Origin of the sequence: Gottfriedia luciferensis, assembly GCF_002156865.1 — a bacterium.
In the GTDB taxonomy this organism is placed as follows: Bacteria; Bacillota; Bacilli; order Bacillales; family Bacillaceae_G; genus Gottfriedia; species Gottfriedia luciferensis.
The window spans coordinates 14,564-38,413 of record NZ_NCTA01000025.1 but is presented as its reverse complement, the minus strand read 5'-3'; the positions used below and the strand labels follow the sequence as shown (position 1 = coordinate 38,413).

The window sequence follows — 23,850 nt, the reverse complement described above, 5'->3', positions numbered from 1 at the left end:
TGAACAACTAGGTCTTGGCTATTTTAATACTGGAATTACAGTTATCATCATCATTACTTTCGTATATCTAGCATATAAATTTTTGAAAATAGATGGGGTTTTATCGTTTTGGATTGCGTATATTTTAACGCGTCCACTTGGAGCATCTTTAGGTGATTACCTATCTCAGCCAAAAGTAAATGGTGGTTTAGGTTTAGGAACAACGAGCACTAGCGTAATCTTTCTAGTAGCTATTTTGGCAATCATTGTTTTCCTTGCAATTACGAAAGTTGATCGATTAAATAATACAGAAACAGAAGAAACAAATGAGGTAACTAGGGATAAGAAACATGTTTTAAGACAAACAATAGCGGTAATCTGTATCTTCCTCCTTGTTGGAGTAGGTGGTTATGTATGGCGTAGTAATAGTTTAAAATCTACGCAAACTACATTAACTGGTCAATTAAATGATTTTGTTAAAATAGAAAATGATTTGTTAAAAAATGTAAATTCTAATAATTTTAATTCAGCTAAAAATAATGCTGATAAATTGGAGCATCAATGGGACACTTCAGAAGCTAAACTAAGAAAAATAGACGGCAAAACTTGGACTAAAATAGATGGGACAATCGATGTTGTACTAGCATCAACCCGTTCTACAAATCCAAATGTAAGTAAGTGTCAAACTGCATTAAATGATTCTCTTAAAGTAATAAATGCAGCAAATAAATAAATGTTTTAGGAATCGCAAATTAGCGATTCCTTTTTGTATTTAGGCATTGTTAAAAAAGAAGGTTGATTTCCGTTCCAGGATGCTCGCTTTCCATGGGGCGTGAGCTGAGCCTCCTCGGCAAGCCTGCGGGGTCTCACCCTTCCCGCTACTCCCATAGGAGTCTCCCACCTTCCACTCCAATCAATCTCTAAATAAACTATAATATAAATTCTAAAAAATCTTTTTCAAAAATGTGTTTTGTAAAATATCAAAAATTAACATTACCGAATCTTTCTAATTAAATTGATTTTTAATTTAATGTTTATATGCGTATTAATATTTGTAAATATAATAAAGTAGGACAGCACTTAAGTTAATCTAGTGCTGTCCTACTCATAATATTGTTATTAGTAGATTTGAAAGGAAATATTTCTATATTATTAATCTATACTGTTCATAATAAGCGTTAATAAAAAGGCAATTAAAAAGAAAAAAATGATAAAATAACCTGTATATTTAATTGGCTTCGGCAAACTATTAAGCTTCGCATTTGATGCACGAGGAGTATTTCCCTCAATTTTATTAAAATGGTCTATCACATCATTAAATGGTTGTTTTTGACTCAATACCTGTATTTCCTCTAAAGATTGTCTATCCTTTAAAGTTTCGTTATCATTTTTCATTTCATCACCCCATACTTTTGAATTTAATGCTAGACAGGAAGAATTCACATCAGAAGTCTGTTTATATAGTTTTCAAAATTGATTCTGTAACGGTCTTTGAGTGAAATAGCTCATGATTTGATTAACGATTATCTTCCATTTGTTAGACAACAATGCATACGTTAGTTAATATTTATTTTTTATTTTATTTCTTTTCAAAAAAGAAACCTGTCCCATTTTCTTGTTGTACAAACCCTTGTTTTGCTGAACTATTTTCCACCATATTTTGCTCATCTGCTGTTATATGAGTTTTGACATCTGTACCTTCTACTACCTTACTTTCTCTTCGATTTTGTTCCTCTATCGTAATAAGTTTAGATTGATCTCCATTAGTCTGAGCATAAACCTTATTATTTTTGTAGTCTTTTGCAAATCCGAGTGATAATGCGATTACACTTACAAAACTAATCGAAACTACTAATCTTTTTTTCATAAGTAAACCTCCCTTTATTTTTTTGGAAAATAATACCATTTTATTTTTATAGATATTATAACATGATTAAAATAAATAACTAGTCTAATCTCGTTCAAATAATCTTCCAAATTTGAAAAAAGAGTTGTTTAATCTTTAGCTCTTTTTCTTATGAATTAATGATTCAAAATGATCACGTATTATAGTATATATCAATAATTTTTTTCAGATCCAATTAATAATGTAAACGCTTACTGAAACTCTCTTTTAAGTATTGACATGAATTATTCATAAGTGATAAAATGTTTATTTTGACAAAAAAATATTAAGTGTTATGATTAGATAGTTCATTAATTTGTTGGAGGTGTACATTATGTTTGAAGTTGGTGATAGTATTTTTTATCCTTTGCAAGGAGCAGGTGTAATTGAATCTATTGAAGAGAAAGAGGTTCAAGGAGAAATACAGCAGTATTTTATTATAAGATTACTCATTAAAAAGATGGAAGTAATGATTCCAATTTCAAAAATGAATAACTCAAGAATTCGAATGGTCGTAGATCCACATACACTCGACACTGTATTATATAATTTTCATAATGGAGAATCTGATCGCTCTCTTTCGTATAAACAGAGATTTAAGTTAAATACTGAGAAATTGAAAACGGGTAATATTGAGGAAGGCTCAGAAGTAGTACGTGATTTAATTCGTATAGAAAAAGAAAAATCTCTTAATTCAAGTGAAAAACAAATGCTAGGAAACGCAAGTAAAATATTAATAAGTGAACTTAGCTTAGTTAAAGGGATTACAGAAATTCAAGCCAAAGAACTACTATATCGTTAAAAATTTTCAAATAAACTTCTTTTAAATATGAGTACAGCATTTCAAATTTACAAATCCTGTAATTTAAAGAACCTCCTTTTAATAAGTAAATACAATCTCCTCGTTTGTCACCCCATTTACATTCCATATAATATTTAATATTAATAACTAACAAATTATTCTTTTACAAAAAGGTGGAAATCTATTGAATATACAAGTTTATATCCATCATCCTGTTAGGCTTTTTTTAAATGATCAGCATAAAAACATCCGACTGTCAGTCGATAGTCATAAGAAATTATTTAAAGCGTTCGGCCTAAATCCTAACCTATATAAAGAACATATTGTTTATGAAAATTCCAATGGTATGAGTTCATATATACTTCTTGCTGGAGCAGAGGATTCGTTAGAAAATCAAGAAAAATTAAGCTTAAAAAGCGAAGATAAAATTAATGAAAGTGATGATTTCCAGCAAAAAAACTTTATTAATGACGATCTCTTAAAAAAACGTAGCCATGATAAAACATTTTTTATTGAAGAGTTTGGTTTTAATGAGGGTCATTATATTTACAGAATAACTGAAGTAGATTAAGAACAAAAATTTAAAAGGACTTTACTTTGATAATAAGAAAAGGTCTTTTTAATTGATTTTCAGACTGATTGAAGACGCTTGTCTTTCTAGGCGCAAAGCCTGGTGGAGCGGAGTTACCATCAGATGGTAATGAGCACCGCAGGCAGGCGATACAACGAAGAAAACGAGCGTTTATCAACAGTCTGACCTCCAATTTATTTAATTGGATGCATACTTAAGAATTCCACTTAAAAAAATTGAATCTTCTTGTTTTGTGCATTCTTTTAGTTTAATTTTCCCATCTAATTCGAGTTCTCTCGCCAGTTTTTCAATCATTTTTACATCATTTTCCAAGGAATTGTTAATGGTAATTATAAAGTAATTTCCTCTTGTTGCAAGTCGAAGGTTCTTCAATAGACTCTCTTTACTCATTTTCACATCTCCCTTCTAACTTAGAAAAGTTCGACACAAAAGAGCTTTTGTCCTGTACGTTTAATTAATCAACACAATTTTTTAGAATTTAATACTTTAAACTCTATATTTAAAGTATTAAATTCTCATCATTTTTAATACACATAGCAGAGACAAATACTCAAACTCATATAATTTTCACAGGTTAATCACGCTGACTAAGATTGTTTAATATTATCAGTTCTTATAATAAGTTAACTATCACTATTTTCCCATTACATGTCTTGTTCCATCCATCTTTCTTCAAAAATAAAAAAGCCACCAAAATAGGTGACTTACTGAAATTTGTCTACTTTGTTAATTCGTTCAGTACATTAATAAAATCTATATTATTGCGGTCCTCTGCAATTTCTAAAGGTGTTTTTCCAGCGTCATTTTTTATTATTTTAGCATTAAATTTAACTAAAAGGTCTGCAATCACAGAATTCCCTTCAAATGCCGCGATATGTAAAGGAGTATTGCCTTCGCTGTCAGTGAGATTAGGATCTGCACCATTTGTTAACAAAAATTCTATTATTTCAATTGATTTAGCACCAGCAATTGCTGCGTGAAGTGCAGTATTTTGTGGAATAAATGATAGTTTTGAATGTGAAATGGCGTTAATTTCTACTCCATGTTTTACTAATGTTTTTACAACTTCAAATTGTCCAAAATGTGCACTAATTCCAAGTAACGTTAATCCATGCTCATTTTCCGCGTGAATTAAGCTAGAGTCATTATTCAATATCTCATTCACTTTTTGAGAATTTCCTTTTTCTGAAGCCTCAAATAAAAACGTTATTAACTCTTCCATTATTCTCTCTCCTTCTTCGTACTTTCTATTTTATAAAAGCCTTACTTAATTGCACTTATAAGTTTTCAGAATCAATCTTCATTCAAGTCTGCTTTTAACAATATTCTACAAATTTATAGTAATTTCCTGTAAAAAAGATTAAAAAGCAGAACATAATGTCTGCTTTTTTGTTTGATTTCGTTACATATTTCCGATAATAACCTTGTTATAAAAATGATTCTTATCGCCAAAGAATTAATTATTTCTCTATATTTTCCTTATTAATATAAGCTTTTTGCATTGAAAATGGACAACCTAAATTATAGTTCTTAATCTCAGCGTTTACCTCTGTAATGAATTTATCAATATCTTTATCATTTGAATTAGTATTGATTTTTAAAACAATACTTTCGAGCATCGTAAATATCTTCTTTTGCTTAACTAACCAGTCTGGCATAAAACCTGTTCTTTTAATGACTGTAGTCAAAAGATCATCTTTTAAAAGCTCTTTTGGCAATGGCTTACCTAATCCAGGTAAATTCTCAAATCCACCTACTTTTTCATGACGTTTAACAATTTCATCTAGCCAGTCTACATATTTTTCATTATTCGTCATAATACTAGCCACCTTTTTTATTGATGCTATACTATTTTCTCTTCTTATTAAAAATCCCCTCTATTCATCATATGCATTTTAAAAAAACAAGTAAAAAAGTTTAACTCATTTATGAGTTAAACTTATAATTGGAATTCGATTTAAGCTTTTCAAAGTTTTTCTTCATTAAGTCAGGACATACTTAGAATCTTCTTTAATTTGTCCTTTAAATTCCTCGTTTGTTTTTTTATTAACAAAATCAAAGTCATTCAAGTCACTAAATTTATTTTCGGAATCAACTTTATATTTCTTCTTATCACTCGCTTGGTTATTAATAATTCGTTCAATTCCTAATTTAATAAGATTAAACGCGAATATCGTTACAATAAAGGCAATACTTGGACCAACGATTACCCATGGATCAATTGATAATTCAAAATAATTCGCACCAATCATGGCCGACCATTCATTTGCTTTTGACATCTGTCGATCGACACCAATATCTAGAGAGAGAATTTTAATCCCACCAATAAACAACCTAAATACGCCTAATTGTGTTAATAAAAATAATGTTTGTATCGTTTGTTGCACAAATAATAAAAGTAATCGATTTTGAAGAAATGGAATCACATGTTTTCGGCGAATCCATCCATTTCGTGCACCAATAATTTTTGAACTAATAATAAAGTCATTTTTTAAAAATGCTCTAACTTCCTCTCCTAAAGCATTCATGATAACCGGAACTGAAACAATAATTAATAAAATTAGTTGAATTGCAATTGTTCTCTCTTTCGCTGCATCAGGAACATCATTTAATTTAAGATAGAATGGAAATAAAATAATTACAGCTGGAATAAAACGAAAAGCATTAACAACTGGATCAATGATTCGCAACATGGTAGTACTCATAAAACCGTAAAATGAGCTTAAAATCCCACCAATTAATACCCTCAAGAATCCAACAACGATTGCAATCGATATCGTATATTTAGCACCATCGATTACCATCCAAAATACATCCCTTCCAAAACGATCGACACCAAAAATATATTTCAGACTTGGGGGATAACCATAAGTTCCAATTAATTTTCCTTTTTCATTGTATAACAATGAAGGCGGTGGTTTTAAAGTATCCTTTATAAAGTAAGTATAAATAAAACTAAAGGCGATTAATCCAAAAATAATGAAACAACCAATTATGATCGGTAAGTATTTTTTTATTTTTATCATATTGCTTGTCCCCCTTTCATTTTATGAACAATTTGTTTGAAAATTATTTCCAATAAAAAGAAAGGTACAAATAATAGAACAAGAGACATAAAAAAGATTTCAGGTGAACCAGTATTATTAAATAAGAAAGAAAAATATCCTTTCATATTGAAGAATTTTTCTACGATTAGTAGATTTGATACCATCACCCAAAATATTAATTTAGTATTACTTAACAATGTAATTGCAACATTCCTTAATATATGACGATTAAATATCCAAGAATTAGAAAGGCCTTTAGCCGTAGCATATTCAACATAATCTTTCTCTTTTTCTTCATGAATCGCTAAAAATAACATCTGGAATAATTGGATTGTAGGAATAATCGCTACGACAACTATAGGGAGTAAGTAAGCCTTTGTTTCGAAACCAGATACTGGATCGACAATTTTAACCCCAGTTTTTTTATAAATGTAAAAAAAGAAAAGTTGAATCCCACAGATCATCACTACGTCAGGAATTGATTGAAGGAAAAATAAACTACTCGTAATCATTTTTCTAACTACCTTTGGAGCCAAATAGACAACATAAGATATGATTAATGCTGCAATAATCGCTAGCATAAATGCTGAAAAAAGGATTGTAATAGAATAAACATACGGATCAGATAATACGGAGGAAAAAGGAACATATTGAAAATCTTTTATATAAACCTCTAAATGATCGAAGTAGAAAAAACTCCAAAAAAAGATTTGAAGTTGATTCCAAAACTCTGTTAAGCGTTCTCCTTCTGGTAAAAACAACGTAAAAGAAATCGCCGTAATGAATCCTATACCAACTATCGTTAAACAAAATTGAAGAATATATTTTGAGATTAGTTTACTAGTTTGTATCATGTTTTTTTACACAATCACCAATTGTTAATTGTGTACAATATTCCCCTCCTTATCTAATTTCAATTTTTTATTTAAAAATATAAGATTACCCGCATCGTTTATAGCTCCAAATTTTAAAAAACTGCCATACTGCTTAATATACATATACTTTTCGTTATGTAATTTGCCTACTGTATAGCCTAAAGCATTAGAACGAATATTTTGACCATAATGGCCAAATTTATCTTGAATAGCTTTAGGTTGGTTCTCAGGTTTAAATAATAATATTCCAGTTAATTTCTTATTCCCTACATCTAAACTAATTTTTTTATTAGCTCTCCCTTTTTCGTCTGTTTTAAGAGTAGTTTCATAGATAGTTTTTTTCGAATCATCATCTTTAATCATAATATCTAACTTAGCATTTTTTGATAAAGATGATTCAATCGCGATTGTAACACTTCCTGGCTCAAATCCACCAGTTGCTTGAATATCCAAGTTTTGAGGAGGTTTTTTAATTGTGCATGCTGATAGTGTAATAGTTGCCAAACTTACTATAAAAATCGTTTTTAAATTTTTCATCAGTTCGATCAAAAACCCCTTTCTACTGAAAAATAAATAGATTACATACTAATTAAGAATTAATGACAAAATAGTTACAATTTTGATTAAATTCATTTAATTTTAACAAAATATTAATGTTTTATGCAATTTAATTGTAAAAATTTTCTATTTTATCGAATAACTTCACACTAAATCCGATTCAAATAACGTATAATGGACTCGTACCAACTATAATTGAAGGAGGCTATTTAATGGAAAAAATGTTAGTAAAACGTTTAAACCGTTCTGAAGTCCCAACTGAAATGACATGGAATTTGAAGGATTTATATCCTTCTCGTGTAGAATGGCTGGTTGCTTTAGAAATGATTGAAAATGAACTAGACGAAGCAAAAACATTCAAGGGGTCTGTCCTTTCATCTGCTAATCATTTAAAAAAGACATTATTAACTTATGAATCAATTATGCTTCAATTAATTCGTTGTGGTACATATGTAGGGTTACGTCAATCTGAAGATGGCACAAATCCGCAAAATCAATCAGATAGCTTACAATATTCAAGCTTAAATACAAAAGTAGATACTACTTTAACCTTTATTCATTCAGAGCTATTAAATTTGGATGAAGCAATGTTAGAAAGTTTTATAAAAGAAGAAAATGAAATTGGTGTATTTAAATTATTTTTAGAAGAAATTATCTCATCTAAACAACATAAATTACTCCCGGAAACTGAAGAGGCTTTAGCTGCATTAGGTGAAGTCCATTCCGCCCCCTATCGAATTTATGAAACAAGTAAGGCCGCTGATTTAGAATTCGATTCCTTGGAAGATGAAAATGGAAAAGAATTAGAAAATTCATTTGCAATGTTTGAAAATTTATATGAATTCTCTCCAAACCATACCGTACGTAAAAATGCTTATGAATCCTTTACGAAAACACTTAACCAATACAAGAACACCTATGCTTCGGTTTATGCAACTCAAGTTAAAAAAGAAGTAGCACTTAGTAAATTACGCAATTACAAGTCTGTTACACATATGTTATTAGAGGATCATAAAGTATCTTTGGATATGTACCATAATCAATTAAATGTTATTTATAAGGAATTAGCACCACATATGCGTAAACTCGCAAACTTAAAGAAAAAGCAACTTGGTCTTGAAACACTTCATTTCTATGATTTAAAAGCACCATTAGATGTTAAATTTAATCCAACTACTACTTATGAAGAAGCAAAAGATACAATCTTAAAATCACTAGAAGTTATGGGACCTGAATATGTATCAATAATGGAAAAAGCATTTAATGAAAGATGGATTGACTATTCAGATAATGTTGGAAAATCAACAGGTGCTTTTTGCTCAAGTCCATACGGAGTACATCCATACATCTTGATCAGCTGGCAAGATAATATGCGAAACGCTTTTGTTCTTGCTCATGAACTTGGACATGCAGGGCATTTTTATTATGCAAACAAAAACCAACGTGTTGTAAATACCCGACCTTCTATGTACTTCGTTGAAGCCCCATCTACATTTAATGAGATGTTATTAGGCCAATATTTATTGAAACAAACAAATGATCCAAACATGAAGCGCTGGGTAATTCTACAATTATTAGGAACTTATTATCATAATTTTGTGACCCATTTATTGGAAGGTGAATTTCAAAGAAGAATTTACGAGCTTGCAGAAAAAGGTACTTCTCTTACAGCAACTACATTCTGCGAAGTCAAAGGAAATGTATTAAAAGAATTCTGGGGAGATTCCGTTGAAATTGATGAAGGTGCAAGCTTAACTTGGATGCGTCAACCACATTATTATATGGGATTATATCCATATACCTATTCTGCCGGTTTAACAGCATCAACTGCTATTTCTAGAAGAATTGAATCTGAGGGTCAACCAGTTATTGATGCTTGGATTGAAGTATTAAAAGCTGGTGGTTCAAAAAAGCCTGAGGAATTATTAAAAATGGCTGGAGTTGATTTAACGACAAGCGCACCAATTAAAGAAGCTGTTGAATATGTTGGTTCATTAGTCAATGAACTTGAGTCACTATTTTAAACAAATCTAATTTAATGTTAATTGATGATAAATTACAAATCATAAAAAAAACACCTAAATTACTCTTTCATGAATAATTTAGGTGTTTTTTAGTTGTTTATTTCTTTTTCTTTCCTTTCGTCCCAGTACTATAAAGAATAAAACCAATACCTCCGAATAAAATCGGACCAATAACGATTGGTAAATATTCAAGTAATGTAGTATTAGGAGCAGGAATTACTGTTAAACCGATTGTTCCAACGACTGATATCATTCCGACAACGGCAACTAAGATTGCTAATGCATTACTTTTAATTTTAAACGGTCTTTCAATTTTCTGATCCGTCAGTCTAAGTTTGATATATGCACTAATTAAAAATACATATGGTATAAAAAATGCTAGTGTAGACATTAAAATTAACATATTTAATGCTGATGATACACTGGGTACAAAAGCTGACAGTAATAAAATGAGTGTAACTGCAACAGCTTGACCTAATATAAGAATTGAAGGCATACCATCTTTATTTTCCTTTAGTAAACTTTTAGGAAGTACCTCTTTTGCGCTCTCAGCAATCATTACACTAGGATTTAAAATTAAAAATGACAGTGAACCTACGAATGCTAATACAAAGCAAATACCTAAAATTTGAGATAAAGAAAAATTCAGTCCGAATTGTGAAGTCACTTTATCTGCAAATAAATAAAGAGCCGTTGCCGTTTGGTCAGAAGTGATTGTAATAACAAATTGAAATGCTACCGTAGCAAGAATATATACCGCAGCAATAATAATTGATGTGATAAAAATTGCTCTCGGGAAGGTTTTCTGAGGATCTTTTACATTCCCTGCAATTGTTCCAAGCATTTCAGCTCCAGAAAATCCAAACATTAAAGTAGATAAAAACATAATTGTTCCAAATGATAAATTATTTGGCATAATTGTATTTTGTGTAAAATGGGTAGCACTTGGCTCTCCACTAAACATACTATAAAAACCAAAGCCAAAAATTAATATTGCAGGAACTAAAACGCCAAGTGGTGCGCCTATTGATGCAAGTCTACCACTCATTTTTGTTCCTTTTAAAGTAAGAAGTGTTACGACCCAAAATATAATACTAGAAATAATTGCAGTTTCCATAGGATGGTTTGCCATCTGTGGTTGGTGAATTCCGTATGCAATTGCAATGGTTGTTGTTAAAAGTAGTGATGGATAATATGTAAAATTAGCAATCCAAAAAAACCATGAACATAAAAATGAAGCTTTCTCTCCAAAAGCTTTTCTTACCCAAACACCCATACCGCCTTGATTTGGATAGGTTGTAGACAATTCCGCTACGATTAAGCCAATTGGAATAAAATAGATTAACGCTGCTACAATCCAATAAAATATTGCAGATGGCCCAATTGTAGAAGCAAAAGCAATATTTCGTAATCCTAATATTGCATTAATACTTAAAAATGATAAACCTATTACACCTAATTTTTTCGTCGAATCCATGTTGATATTGCACCTTTCAAAATAAAAAATCATCTTTTTAATAATCACTTGAGTAATTATACATATATGTAAATATAAATTCAAACCTTATTTTTATATCAATATATTTTTTTACGAAATATATTGATAGAGATTCTAAACATATTATGAATTAAACAAAAAAAAGAGAAGCATGAATAATGCTTCTCTTTTTTTAGTCAAAGTCCTGTCTATCTGATTATCAGACTGATTGAAAAATTATGTCAACAGTCTGAAAAGCATGGATAATACTTCTCTAGAATAATAATTTAATCAACGTAACGGATAATTTCCGAAACTTCCTTACGAGCAAGTTTTTTAGCTGGCTCAGCTGGATGGCCAAGTGAAATGACCATATTGATTTCTCGATCTTCTGGAATATCTAAGTAATCTCTTAACTTATCTTGTGCTAATAACACAGGACCTGTCATCGGACAAGTTCCAAGACCTAATGAATGTGCAGCAAGCATTAAGTTTTGTGATGCTAGGCAACTACTTTTAATTCCCTCTTCTTTCCAAACTTCAGGTTCAACAAATCCAATTGGATCAAATATTTTTGTACGGAACTTTGACTCATATGGTGTTGCTAAACAAATAATTAGTACTGGTGCTTCTCTGAATGCAGTTGCATAAGGACCAAATGAACGGACTAATAATTTCCCTTCTTTTTCTAATCCTTTTTCTTTAGCTTTTTCTGCTACTGCATGTAATGAATCCCATGTCATTTCTTCAATTTTTTTGATTTTGTCAGTATTTTTAATTATGATAAACTCCCAAGTTTGTGAATTTGTATCACTTGGAGCATAACGTGCGCAGTCGATAATTTCTTCAATTACTTCATTTGAAACTGCTTGATCTGTAAATTTACGAATACTTCTTCTACCATGAATAATTTCTTTAAACGAATTGTAATCCATTTTTCCACCCTTTATCCTGCATGCTGATCTTCATTCATCCCCTGATGTTTTACTAAATCATAGTAAAAACCTCGTTTATTGATTAAATCATCATGTGAACCTCTCTCAATACACATTCCATTTTTCAAAACAAGAATTTGATTAGCATTTTTTATTGTATTTAATCGATGAGCAATTACAAAGCTTGTTCGGCCTTGCATTAGTCTTTGTAAAGCTTCCTGAATTTTAATTTCTGTAATTGTATCAATACTGCTTGTAGCTTCATCTAAAATTAAAATAGCAGGATTTGCTAAAATAGCTCTAGCAATTGAGAGAAGTTGCTTTTGACCTTGACTAATTTGCTGATCATCCTGTTGTAAAATTGTATCATATCCATTTGCAGAATTCATAATAAAACTATGTGCATTTGCTAGCTTAGCAGCCTCTTCAACTTCCTCATCTGTTGCATCTAAACGACCGTATCGAATATTTTCACGAATTGTTCCTTTGAATAAGAAAGAATCTTGTAATACAAATGCCATTTGTTGTCTTAAATTTTTTCTAGAATATTGATCAATACTTACACCATCTATGAGTATATCACCACTATTGATAGGATAAAAGCGTGAAAGTAAATTTACAATCGTCGTTTTACCTGCACCCGTTGGTCCGATCAAAGCAATTGTCTCGCCTTGTGATACTTTGAAAGAAACATTTGTTAATGTATTCGAATCATTTCCATAGGAGAAATGAACGTTTTTATATTCTACTTCTCCTTTAATTATTTTTTTATCATTCACAATATTCGATTCATCTATCGCTTCAATGTCCTCATCGATAATTGAAAATACTCGTTCCGCTCCTGCAATTGCAGATAATAATGTATTAAATTGATTTGATAAATCATTTAGTGGTCGTGTAAATTGCCTTGAATACTCTGTAAATACAACGATTGTACCGATTGAGATATGTCCTTTGTAAGCAAAATAACCACCAATACCTGCAATGATTGCAAAACTGACATTATTTAATACATTCATGAACTTAGGAATAAATCCAGCAAAAATGAATGCCCAGAATCCAGAGTTTTTTAGTTTCTCATTTTTACTTAGAAAATCTCGAATCATTTTATCTTCTTGAGAAAATGTTTTGATAATTCGTTGTCCAGATACTGTCTCTTCTATAAATCCATTTAATTCTCCTAAATTCCGCTGTTGAATTTTATAAAGTTGTCCTGTGCGGCGTGTAATCCACTTAATTCCAATAACTAACACTGGAACAATTGATAATGTCAATAATGTTAACAATGGACTATACCATATCATGACTGTAACTGTTCCAATTAACGTTAAAACACTTGAAAAAATTTGGATTACTGAAGTATTCAATGTTGAACTAACATTTTCCAAATCATTTGTTACACGACTCATTAATTCACCGTGCTGTCTTTTTTCAAAAAATGACATCGGTAATTTATGAAACATGTTAAACAACTCAGTTCTCATTTTTGTTACTGTGTTTTGAGCGATATCGATCATCCAAAAATTTTGTAAAAATAATGAAATTGAATAGCCTAAATAAATAAACACTAAAGCTAGAATTAACAGGCTTAAACCATTTAAATTATATTTCAATATATAATGATCAATTGAATAACCTACTAACACTGGCCCCAATAAACCAAGTCCCGAGCTTACTAAAACTAAAAAAAGTACGCCGATTAACTTACCTTTCATTAAAGCTAAATAGTTCCAAATTCTTTTTATTGTAGATGAAACATTTTTAGCACGAGAGGATTCTTTTTTCTCTATCTCATTTGACAATTTTATCTGCTTATATTTGAAAGGTTTAATTAGCTCCTTTAACATCCATCAACTCCTCCTTCCCATATTGGGAGTAGTAGATTGCTTTATAAAGTTTTGAACTGTTTAAAAGCGAATCATGTGTCCCTTCTTCAACTAATTGTCCTTCATCAATAATTAAAATTTTATCTGCGTTTTTAGCTGTTGTTATTTTTTGTGTAATGATTAAAGTTGTACATTTATAATTTTTCAATGCCTCAATTAAACTAGCTTCAGTTTTTAAATCTAATGCACTAGTACTATCATCGAGTAATAAAATACTCGGTTTTCTAATGATTGCTCTTGCGATTGCCAATCTTTGTTTTTGACCACCTGATAGGTTCACACCTTTTTGACCTATTTTACTCTCATAGCCATTCGGGAATGAAAGGATTGTTTCATGAATTTGAGCATGCTTTGCTGCTAAATAGACTTCTTCATCTGTAGCGTCCTCTCTACCCATCAGTAAGTTTTCCTTTATTGTACCTGTAAACAACAATGCTTCTTGCGGTACATAGCCAATTTGACCTCTAAGCTGTTTACTATTCATTTTACGAATATCTTGATCATCAATTAAAATCGATCCTCCGTCAGCTTCATATAATCGAGGTATTAATTGGAATAACGATGTTTTACCAGAACCTGTTGAGCCTAATATCGCAATCGTCTGTTCAGGGTAAGCTAAAAATGAAATATTATTCAATACTTCTTTATCTGAATTAGGGTAACGAAATGAAACTTGATGAAATTGAATTTTACCTTCTAATCGATTCCTTAAATTATTCCCTTCGTTCTTTTCAATAAGATCCTCTTCAATCGTTAAAATCTCATCAATTCTTTCAGAAGATGCTCGCATTCTCGAAAAGGCACTAATAATGAATGAAAAAACCGAGAAAGATGATGTAATACGTGAAATATAATTTACGATTGCGACAATATCCCCTATATTCGTTTCATGAGTATGAACTTTGCTATTTCCAAACCATAAAACAACGAGTATTGAAGCATTCATAAAAAGAAGCATAACTGGCATTGTAATTTCCATTGTTCTTAAAGCAACAGAAGTTTTTTGTTTTAAATTTTTATTTATATGTTGAAATCGTTTATTTTCATAGTCATTTCGTACGAAGGCTTTTATTAATTTCATACCTACTAGATTTTCCCTAAGTACACTATTTACAACATCCACATTTTCTTGAACATTTTTAAAAAGTCCTCTTCCTTTTTTAACCATCCAATTTAAGAACATAAATAAGAAAGGAAGGATTAAAAATAAAATAAATGAGAGTTTCCAATTTAAAATTAACGCCATTATTACACTACCAGTTACAATTAATGGAGCTCGTAAAATAATTCTTAAGCTCATAAAAACAGCACTTTGTAATTGAGAAACATCATTTGTTAGTCTAGTAATAATTGAAGAAGTTGGTAAAAAACTAAAAGTAGTAAATGAAAACGATTGAACTTTCTCAAATAGCGTTTTTCTTAGTACAAATGAATAACTTTGAGCTACATGAGTTGCATAGAAAGTATTCAACACACCTGCTAGGAAAGCAACAACGGATAAGACAATCATGATAATGCCCCATTTTGAAACATAAGCCAAGTCCTTGTGTACAATCCCATTATTAATTATTTTTGATAGAATATACGGTTGAAATAATTCAACAACTAATTCTAATAGTAGAAAAAAGATTGCAACGAACATTGTCATTCGATATGGTTTTAAAAACTTAAAACTATTCATTTAGTCACTCCCTGACTAAGAGGTAATGATGATTAACCCCTCCATATTTTCTAATCTCTATCTAATGAATCTACTAAAATTTTAATAAAACGATAAAAAACAGGAAAAGAACTCGTAATTAAACGAGTCCTTCTCATTAAAAAGATATCATTCAGTGATGGATAAAAATTCTTCTACGTCTTTTAGAGATAGTTTTACCGCTTTTTCCCAGAATTCACGTTTTGTTAAATCCACACCTAAATGTTTTTGAGCTAATTGTTCAACTGACATAGAAGCTGTATCTTTTAAAAGAGCAATATATTTCTTTTCATAACTTTTTCCTTCTTCTAATGCTTTAGCATAGATTCCTAATGAGAATAAGTACCCAAAAGTGTATGGGAAGTTATAAAATGGCACACTAGTAATATAAAAATGTAATTTAGATGCCCAGAAATGTGGATGATATTCTTCTAAAGATCCACAATATGCTTCTTTTTGTGCTTCTTCCATTAATTCATTTATTCGATTTTTACTTAAAACACCGTTTTTACGTTCTTCATAAAAACGAGTTTCAAATAAGAAACGAGCATGAATATTCATATAGAATGCAACACTGCGTTGAATTTTGTCTTCTAATAAAGCTAGACGCTCTTCTTCAGTTTTAGCATTTTTAACCGCAGCATCAGCTACGATCATTTCCGCGAAAGTTGATGCCGTTTCAGCAACATTCATTGCATAATATTTATTTAACGTATGAACGTCTTTCATTGCATATGAATGAAATGCATGTCCTAACTCATGTGCTAATGTTGAAACATTAGAAGGCGTTCCTGAATACGTCATAAAAATACGTGATTGTGCACTTTCAGGGAATCCTGTACAAAAACCTCCAGGACGTTTACCAGCACGATCTTCTGCCTCAATCCATGAATCTTCAAAAGCCATTTTCGTAAAATTAGTTAATTCATCACCAAATTGATCAAATTGATTTAAAATAAATTCTGCACCTTCAGAATATGAAACAGTTGAATCAATATCTGCAACTGGAGCATCTAAATCATACCAGCTTAATTTCTCAACACCTAATATTTTTGCTTTTCTTTGTAAATATTCAACAAATGGCGCTTTATTGTCGATAATTGCTCCCCACATTGATTCTAATGTTTCATTACTCATTCGATTAATTGATAAAGGTTCTTTTAAAACGTTACTCCAACCTCTTTGTCCATATACGCTTAAACGGAAACCTGCTAAATGGTTTAATATTTTTGCAAAATAATCAGACTCATTTCCCCAAGTCTCTTCCCATTTTTCAAAAATTTCTTTACGAACTTTGCGGTCTTTTGAAGAAAATAAATTAGAAGCCTGACCTACCGATAACACCTTATCATCGTGCTCTATTTCCATTTTCCCAACAACTGTATCGTACATTTGTCCCCAACCATGGTATCCATCTACAGATAGAGCTGTAATTAATGCTTCTTGATCAACGGATAATAATTCGCTTGCTTTTTGTCGACGTTCATTTAGTACGAATGAAATTTCGCTGAATTCTTCTCTTTCTAAAATATCTTCCCAAACGTTTTCTTCTATTTTAGTTAGTTGATCGTGAAATTTTGTTACTGTAGTAGAAAAGCTTGCACTTATTTGCGTTAAAGTACTTCTTAATAAATTAGCCTTTTGATCAGCCATATCTTGTGCTTGTAAACAACTAACAAACCCACTTGCTTGTTGTAATTTTTTTCCTATTTCTTGAATACTCTCAATTATTTCATTCAAATCCGAAATTTCTTCAGAATGTTTTGGAGCAATAAATTGAGAAATCTGATTTTCAAATTTTTCTACTAATCTAGAAATCTCTTCTATGTATTGAGCAAATTCAGGAGATTCACTTCCCCCTTTAAAAAAAACATCTAAATCCCATGTTAGTGAATAGGTATTCGTTGACATATTACCCCACCTTTTGCGTTAAATTAAATACATTTGTTATTATACATTATTCAAAATATTTAGTCTAATCATCCAACTTTTTAACAATTATCAAGTGTTTAGCATTTCATTTCAATAAAGAATCTGGATATTTATGTAAATGTACTTTTTAAGTATTTTTTATTGTTTGTTTCTATTACATGGTTTTAATTAAATAATTTGAAGCTGAAATAAAAATAAAACAACCTTAAATTGGTAGAAATGTTACAAAAAGCTCCTTTTTGTTACAATCGTAGTAATTTTTCATAATAAAATTTTGATTTTTTTGAACCAATAATCAACAAATCTCCTATTAAATCGATTCAAATATTACAAAACAAGTCGTTATGTTACAAAAAATCATTCTTTAGGAAGGTTTGAAGAAAAATGTCGAGATTCCTAAAAACGGATTGATCGGTGTGACTCTTTGAAGAGAATGTGACAGGTAGGTTAAACCCTTGCGCCCCATGAAATAAGAGTATCAATTTATTGAATATTCCTAACCCATTTTTTTCGATTTTTCTCGCATAGCCTTCCTTCTACTTGTCGAAATAAACTGTTATGTTTAGGGTTAATTGATAGAAAATTACAAAAATAAGTAACATACTTGTAATATAATATAAAGCTACTGACATCTTGCTGTCACAATTCCATGGTAAAGTTAGTAACATAGAAATTGACAGGAGCGAGAAATATGAAAAAATTAATGACATGTTTTGTTACTACTGTTTTTCTAACGATGGGATTTACAACACATACATATGCAAGTACATACAAAGTTAAATCAGGAGATACATTATCTGCTATCGCAAAAAAGCAAAAGGTTACTGTATCTCAAATTAAAGCTTGGAATAAATTAAAAAGTGATCTAATAAACGTTAATCAAGTACTGCAAATTAATCCTACAACTAAGAAAACAACTACTAAAACATCAGCTAAGCCTGGTACACCTTATAAAGTAATTAAAATGAAAGCTACTGCTTATACTGGTAGCTGTAAAGGATGTAGCGGAAAAACTGCAACTGGATTAGACTTAAAAAAGAATCCAAATTTAAAAGTTATATCTGTGGATCCTAAAGTAATTCCACTTGGTTCGAAAGTATATGTAGATGGTTATGGTTATGCAATTGCTGGAGATACTGGTGGATCACTAAAAGGTAATAAAATAGATGTATTTATCCCAAATCAGAAAAATGCCCTTAAATGGGGAGTTAAAACAGTTACGGTAAAAGTTTATAAGAAATAAAAAGACGAGCCTATAGTAAGGCTCTTTTTTTATGCTGTTGAAAAATATTAAGAGCAGGTACAAGGAAATGCAGGATCCAGGGGAAAGTATAATATATTTCTTTATCTGCTTTTCCTGCCTTTCCCTGCTTTCCCTGCCTTCCCTGCTTTCCCTGCTTTCCCCATAAAGCATAATTTCCAATTTTAAATAAATAATATCATTATAAACAAAATTGGAGATGAAATTTATGAAAGATAAACGATTTACGATCACTGGAACTGATATTACAGAAGTAAAAAGACAAAATACTAATTCAGGTTTAACCTATAATCAGGTTAAACAGTTGCTTGCGGAGAAATATATGAAAGAAAACGAAAATAAATAACCACTCAGCTTTAAAAAGTTGAGTGGTTTAAAAGTTTAAATTGGCAGCGGTGTAATTCGACGTATTTGCCAATTTTAAAGATTAAGTATAAGTGCAATTAGCTATCTATGTTCGCCTAAAAGCCCCACAATCGGCAAGTTTTATTTAATTTGAATGAATCGTCTGTTTTACAGTTGCACCTTCATTTACTATTTTTATCTCGCTTACATCACATTTTGGAAATAAACATGAAAAATAATTTGTTGCCTCATTACAATTTTCTACTTTCACAAAAACTAGAACTGTTGGTCCTGCACCACTTAATACATACCCATATACAAATTCTGGCGTTTGGATTTGTTTTAAGGTTTCTAGCTCATTTACTATTTTAGATCGATATGGTTCATGAAATAAGTCTCTTTTCATCATATCACCTGCAAGCTTCCAATTTTCTGTTAAAAGTGCTGATACAAGTACATTACTAAAACTGCTTGAGAGAATTGCATCCTTATGTGATATTGACTTTGGTAATATATTCCTTGCATGTTTCGTTTCTAATTCATATTTTGGAATAATTGCCACTACCGAAACTTTATTTAATTGAGATTGTTGGATATATGCTTTTCCATCAATATAAGTTCCAACTACTAAACCACCGTATAGTGAAGCACCTACGTTATCCATATGACCTTCTATTGATGTAGCAATTCTAAGTTGTTCTTCTAAAGAAAGTTGTAAATCACAAAGTTCATTTGCCAAAATGATCCCACCAACAATAGCGGAAGCACTACTTCCTAAACCTCTTGTTAACGGAATATTACTTTCAAGCTCTAAATGACAAGTTGGTAATTCTTTGTTGTTTTCTTTTGCAACCTGAATTGCTGTTTCAAATATCAAATTCGTCTCGTCTAAAGGAATATCATGTAAAAAACCACTAGATCCTTCACAACTGTATTTGTCATTTTCAAAAACATTAATTGTTAAATATCTACCTAATGCAATTCCAATTGAATCGAAGCCAGGTCCTACATTTGCTGTACTTGCAGGAACTGTTATTTGCAAAAACTTTTTCATATCGTAACCACACCTTGTAAATGTTCTGATACGATTCTTTCATCATTTGGCAATAAAATTGGTTCAATCTTACTTGTTTCAATTGCAATATCGGGATCTTTTAATCCATTGCCTGTTAAGATTGCAACAACCTTTGAGCCCTTTTTGATGATTCCAGATTGTAACTGTTTATACACACCTGCAATACTTGCACATGAGCCTGGTTCTGCAAATACTCCTTCTTTTGATGCAATCCATTTGTATGCTTGTAAGATTTCATCATCAGTTACACTATCAATTTCACCATTAGATTGTTGAATCGCATTTACTGCGTGCTCCCAACTTGCAGGATTACCAATGCGAATTGCAGTTGCAATTGTTTCTGGATTGTCTATTTTTTTGTTATAAACAATTGGGGCAGCACCATCAGCTTGAAATCCGTGCATTTTCGGTAATTTAAATCCTTTTAATTGTTTAAACTCATTAAATCCTTTCCAATAAGCAGTGATATTTCCAGCATTTCCTACAGGAATTGCTAGAATATCAGGTGTACCATCTAATTGTTCACATATTTCAAATGCCGCTGTTTTTTGACCTTCAATTCGATATGGGTTTACTGAATTTACTAATGTAATTGGCTCTGTTTCACTAATTTTTCTGACCATTTGTAATGCATGATCAAAATTCCCATCGATACTAATAATATGTGCACCATACATTACAGCCTGTGCTAGTTTTCCGTATGCAATTTTTCCATTAGGAATAATGACAATACATTTCATCCCAGCTCTTGCAGCATAAGCGGCAGCAGCGGCAGATGTGTTTCCAGTTGATGCACAAATAATTGCTGTACTACCTTCTTCTTTTGCCTTAGCAACAGCCATTACCATTCCTCTATCCTTAAATGAACCGGTAGGATTTAAACCTTCCAATTTTACGAATAATTCAATTCCCCATTCTTGAGATAAACGAGGTAAAAAAAGTAATGGTGTATTCCCTTCATTTAAAGTTACGAAAGGCGTTTCTTCACTGACTGGTAGATATGTTGAATATTTTTCAATTAACCCTTTATACATCACGATCTTCACCTGCAATTCGATAGTAACTACGTACTTCATCGACAACATCAGATGATTCTAAATTTTCAATCACATTTTTGTATGCTGAGTACGAAGCATGATGAGTTACTAAAATGATTTCTGCTAATCCCTTATGCTTTAGTGGTACTTGAATGATTTTCTCAAAGCTAATATCAGCTTCAGTAAATAGAGATGTAATTTTAGCAAATGATCCTAGCTGATCTTGTACTGTAAAGCGGAAAAATGATTTATAGTAAATCTCATGATCTTCTTTTAATTCTTTAGGATACTGTGGCAATACTGCACTTGTACCATTTACACCTAAGCGCATATTTTTCATGACTGCAACTAAGTCTGATACAATTGCCGTTGCTGTTGGTAAGCTACCTGCACCAGGACCATAGAACATTGTTTCTCCAACCGCTTCACCATATACATAAACTGCGTTAAATTCATTACTTACAGAAGCTAACGGATGATTATGAGTTACTAAAGTTGGTCCTACACTTACTTCAATTCGATTTTCATTTCTTTTTGCATATCCGATTAATTTCATTGTATAACCAAAGTACTTTGCATAATCAATATCCTCTGCAGATACTGAACTAATACCTCGCACTTGAACATCTTCAAGTTCAACATCCATTGAAAAGCCTAACTTCGCTAAAATTGTCATTTTTCTAGCAGCATCAAGTCCTTCAACATCAGATGTAGGATCTGCTTCAGCAAAACCAAGCTCTTGTGCTTCCTTTAACACTTCTTCATAGGCTTTGCCTTCATTACTCATTTTTGTAAGGATAAAATTAGTTGTACCATTTACAATACCCATTAGTTTTGTAACACGATCTGAAGCTAATCCATCTACTAAACTACGAATAATTGGAATTCCACCAGCAACACTAGCTTCATAAAATAAATCACATTTATTTTCGTTTGCTACACGTAGTAATTCTGTTCCATAAAGAGCCATTAAATCTTTATTAGCAGTTACGACATGTTTTTTATTTCGAAGGGCATGAAGAATATAATGTCTTGCATCATCAATGCCACCCATTACTTCTACTACTACATCAATATCAGCATCATCTAATACTTCATACGGATCATTTGTTAAAAAATCTTTCTGAACTGGAATCGAACGTTCCTTTTCAAGATCCTTAACCAATACTTTTTTTACTTTTACTGAACAGCCGATTTGATGTGCTAATCGATCTTGATGATCTTCAACGATTTTTACGACACCACTTCCTACAGTTCCTAGTCCTAATAAGCCAATTGAAATACAGTCCTTCATGTGATCTCCTCCGTTAAATTTTGATATTATTACCATTATGGGAATAGTTTATGAAAATAGCAATCACTTTTTTAAATTTTCGAATAATTTTTATTTTAGACTTGACGAAATGATAAATTTAACAAAAGTGCATTATAGATTGTAAGGGGTTTCTTGATAAACGTAATAATTTAACCAGTTTAAAAATAGTAAATTACCATGACTTCTCCATCGTACAATCGGTTCGTTTTTTGGATTATCATTTAAAAAATAGTTTTTTGGTATATCAATTTCGAATCCTCTTTGGATATCTCTTTCATACTCAGATTTTAAAGTATTAATACAGTATTCATGATGGCCAGTTGCAAATATTTGTTTCCCATCTTCACTTGCAACTAAATGAACTCCTGCTTCTTTTGACATACTTAATATCTTTAAATCTCCAACTTTATCAATATCCTCTTTTCTAACCTCTGTATGTCTAGAATGTGGAACATAATATTCATCATCAAAACCTCTAACAAGTTTCACAAAACGATCTTCTAATGTATGTGGAAAAACACCAAACATTTTTTTGTTTAATTCATGTTTAGGAACACCATAATGATGGAAAAGACCTGCTTGTGCGCCCCAACAAATATGCAATGTAGAAGTAACGTTCTCTTTTGTAAATTCCATAATCTCTTTCAATTCAGACCAATACTCTACTTCCTCAAATTCCAATGTTTCTACAGGTGCACCAGTAATAATAAAACCATCGTATTTTATATCTTGAATTTGTGAAATCGTTTTATAAAAACTCGATACATGTTCTTCTGATATATTTTTGGGCTTGTATGACTCCGTACCAATTAATTCAATATCTACTTGTAAAGGTGAGTTCGCAATTAAACGTAATATTTGCGTTTCAGTTTCGATTTTAGTAGGCATTAAGTTTAATATGCCAATTTGAAGTGGTCGAATATCTTGAGACTCCGCTCTTTCTTTCGTCATATAAAAAACATTTTCATTCGTTAATATTTCAGTAGCTGGTAAATCTTTATTAATAATAATTGGCATTTTCTTCCACTCCTTTTAGTCAGGGATAAGGCAGTAGAATTTCTAAATAAGCATGAATTCTACTGCCTTAAAGATTATGTTTTGAAACAAAAAATTAAATTTTATTGGA

The 23,850-nt window shown here is 31.0% G+C and carries 22 protein-coding genes and 1 pseudogene; 6 read left to right on the top strand and 17 right to left on the bottom strand.

Annotation, left to right across the window (positions count from 1 at the left end):
- Positions 1 to 712: pseudogene (locus B7R67_RS15380) on the top strand (hypothetical protein); the annotation flags it as partial.
- Positions 713 to 1,131: 419 nt separating this feature from the next.
- Here the strand turns inward: B7R67_RS15380 and B7R67_RS15375 are convergent.
- Together B7R67_RS15375 and B7R67_RS15370 are read right to left on the bottom strand one after the other, a co-directional pair.
- Positions 1,132 to 1,374, bottom strand: a complete 243-nt coding sequence (locus B7R67_RS15375; protein ID WP_088071872.1) for an amino acid transporter — start codon at positions 1,372 to 1,374, stop codon at positions 1,132 to 1,134.
- Between the two features lie 184 nt (positions 1,375 to 1,558).
- Complete coding sequence (locus B7R67_RS15370) at positions 1,559 to 1,846, bottom strand: hypothetical protein (RefSeq protein WP_088071871.1); 288 nt, start codon at positions 1,844 to 1,846, stop codon at positions 1,559 to 1,561.
- A gap of 337 nt (positions 1,847 to 2,183) precedes the next feature.
- Between B7R67_RS15370 and B7R67_RS15365 the strand changes: the two genes are divergently transcribed.
- Positions 2,184 to 2,666, top strand: coding sequence for a CarD family transcriptional regulator (locus tag B7R67_RS15365; protein WP_088071870.1), 483 nt, complete (start codon positions 2,184 to 2,186; stop codon positions 2,664 to 2,666).
- A 184-nt stretch (positions 2,667 to 2,850) separates the two neighbouring features.
- A complete protein-coding gene (locus B7R67_RS15360) occupies positions 2,851 to 3,237 on the top strand; it encodes a hypothetical protein (RefSeq protein ID WP_088071869.1) in 387 nt (128 codons plus the stop codon).
- Between the two features lie 198 nt (positions 3,238 to 3,435).
- Here B7R67_RS15360 and B7R67_RS15355 read toward each other — a convergent pair whose 3' ends face one another.
- The 6 genes from B7R67_RS15355 to B7R67_RS15330 all read right to left on the bottom strand — a co-directional run bounded on the left by B7R67_RS15355 (position 3,436) and on the right by B7R67_RS15330 (position 7,717).
- Entirely contained in the window at positions 3,436 to 3,648 is a 213-nt protein-coding gene (locus B7R67_RS15355) for a hypothetical protein (RefSeq protein WP_088071868.1), read from the bottom strand.
- Positions 3,649 to 3,976: 328 nt separating this feature from the next.
- Complete coding sequence (locus tag B7R67_RS15350) at positions 3,977 to 4,480, bottom strand: ankyrin repeat domain-containing protein (protein ID WP_088071867.1); 504 nt, start codon at positions 4,478 to 4,480, stop codon at positions 3,977 to 3,979.
- Between the two features lie 238 nt (positions 4,481 to 4,718).
- On the bottom strand, positions 4,719 to 5,075 hold the full coding sequence (locus B7R67_RS15345; RefSeq protein WP_088071866.1) for a DnaJ family domain-containing protein: 357 nt from the start codon (positions 5,073 to 5,075) through the stop codon (positions 4,719 to 4,721).
- A gap of 165 nt (positions 5,076 to 5,240) precedes the next feature.
- Positions 5,241 to 6,284 carry a peptide ABC transporter permease gene (locus B7R67_RS15340; protein ID WP_088071865.1) on the bottom strand — a complete coding sequence of 348 codons (1,044 nt, stop codon included), beginning with the start codon at positions 6,282 to 6,284 and terminating at the stop codon, positions 5,241 to 5,243.
- Positions 6,281 to 7,159 carry an ABC transporter permease subunit gene (locus tag B7R67_RS15335; RefSeq protein ID WP_088071864.1) on the bottom strand — a complete coding sequence of 293 codons (879 nt, stop codon included), beginning with the start codon at positions 7,157 to 7,159 and terminating at the stop codon, positions 6,281 to 6,283. The genes B7R67_RS15340 and B7R67_RS15335 overlap by 4 nt, the downstream gene beginning before the upstream one ends.
- 24 nt (positions 7,160 to 7,183) lie before the next feature.
- Positions 7,184 to 7,717 (bottom strand): hypothetical protein, encoded by a 534-nt coding sequence (locus tag B7R67_RS15330; protein WP_088071863.1) that lies wholly within the window; start codon positions 7,715 to 7,717, stop codon positions 7,184 to 7,186.
- Positions 7,718 to 7,950: 233 nt separating this feature from the next.
- Between B7R67_RS15330 and pepF the strand changes: the two genes are divergently transcribed.
- Positions 7,951 to 9,762 (top strand): oligoendopeptidase F, encoded by a 1,812-nt coding sequence (pepF, locus tag B7R67_RS15325; RefSeq protein ID WP_088071862.1) that lies wholly within the window; start codon positions 7,951 to 7,953, stop codon positions 9,760 to 9,762.
- A 97-nt stretch (positions 9,763 to 9,859) separates the two neighbouring features.
- Here the strand turns inward: pepF and B7R67_RS15320 are convergent, their stop codons facing one another.
- The 5 genes from B7R67_RS15320 to B7R67_RS15300 form a co-directional block, all read right to left on the bottom strand.
- Entirely contained in the window at positions 9,860 to 11,239 is a 1,380-nt protein-coding gene (locus B7R67_RS15320; RefSeq protein WP_158095126.1) for an APC family permease, read from the bottom strand.
- A 287-nt stretch (positions 11,240 to 11,526) separates the two neighbouring features.
- Positions 11,527 to 12,174: a nitroreductase family protein gene (locus tag B7R67_RS15315; protein WP_088071860.1), complete on the bottom strand. Its 648-nt coding sequence runs from the start codon at positions 12,172 to 12,174 to the stop codon at positions 11,527 to 11,529.
- An 11-nt stretch (positions 12,175 to 12,185) separates the two neighbouring features.
- The gene (locus B7R67_RS15310; protein ID WP_088071859.1) at positions 12,186 to 14,021 is read right to left on the bottom strand and encodes an ABC transporter ATP-binding protein; all 1,836 of its coding nucleotides are present in this window, start codon (positions 14,019 to 14,021) and stop codon (positions 12,186 to 12,188) included.
- A complete protein-coding gene (locus B7R67_RS15305) occupies positions 14,002 to 15,741 on the bottom strand; it encodes an ABC transporter ATP-binding protein (RefSeq protein ID WP_088071858.1) in 1,740 nt (579 codons plus the stop codon). The genes B7R67_RS15310 and B7R67_RS15305 overlap by 20 nt, the downstream gene beginning before the upstream one ends.
- Positions 15,742 to 15,888: 147 nt before the next feature.
- Entirely contained in the window at positions 15,889 to 17,670 is a 1,782-nt protein-coding gene (locus B7R67_RS15300) for a M3 family oligoendopeptidase (RefSeq protein ID WP_088071857.1), read from the bottom strand.
- A gap of 712 nt (positions 17,671 to 18,382) precedes the next feature.
- Here B7R67_RS15300 and B7R67_RS15295 point away from each other — a divergent pair.
- Together B7R67_RS15295 and B7R67_RS22330 are read left to right on the top strand one after the other, a co-directional pair.
- The gene (locus B7R67_RS15295; protein WP_088071856.1) at positions 18,383 to 18,934 is read left to right on the top strand and encodes a 3D domain-containing protein; all 552 of its coding nucleotides are present in this window, start codon (positions 18,383 to 18,385) and stop codon (positions 18,932 to 18,934) included.
- Positions 18,935 to 19,160: 226 nt separating this feature from the next.
- Entirely contained in the window at positions 19,161 to 19,298 is a 138-nt protein-coding gene (locus tag B7R67_RS22330) for a hypothetical protein (protein WP_088071855.1), read from the top strand.
- A 144-nt stretch (positions 19,299 to 19,442) separates the two neighbouring features.
- Here the strand turns inward: B7R67_RS22330 and thrB are convergent, their stop codons facing one another.
- The 4 genes from thrB to metA all read right to left on the bottom strand — a co-directional run bounded on the left by thrB (position 19,443) and on the right by metA (position 23,741).
- Positions 19,443 to 20,351, bottom strand: coding sequence for a homoserine kinase (gene thrB / locus B7R67_RS15285; RefSeq protein ID WP_088071854.1), 909 nt, complete (start codon positions 20,349 to 20,351; stop codon positions 19,443 to 19,445).
- Positions 20,348 to 21,406 carry a threonine synthase gene (gene thrC, locus B7R67_RS15280; protein WP_407920403.1) on the bottom strand — a complete coding sequence of 353 codons (1,059 nt, stop codon included), beginning with the start codon at positions 21,404 to 21,406 and terminating at the stop codon, positions 20,348 to 20,350. The genes thrB and thrC overlap by 4 nt, the downstream gene beginning before the upstream one ends.
- Positions 21,399 to 22,703, bottom strand: coding sequence for a homoserine dehydrogenase (locus B7R67_RS15275; RefSeq protein WP_088071852.1), 1,305 nt, complete (start codon positions 22,701 to 22,703; stop codon positions 21,399 to 21,401). Before B7R67_RS15275 ends, thrC begins: the two co-directional genes overlap by 8 nt.
- Positions 22,704 to 22,835: 132 nt before the next feature.
- Entirely contained in the window at positions 22,836 to 23,741 is a 906-nt protein-coding gene (gene metA, locus B7R67_RS15270) for a homoserine O-acetyltransferase MetA (protein WP_088071851.1), read from the bottom strand.
- Positions 23,742 to 23,850 lie beyond the last annotated feature (109 nt).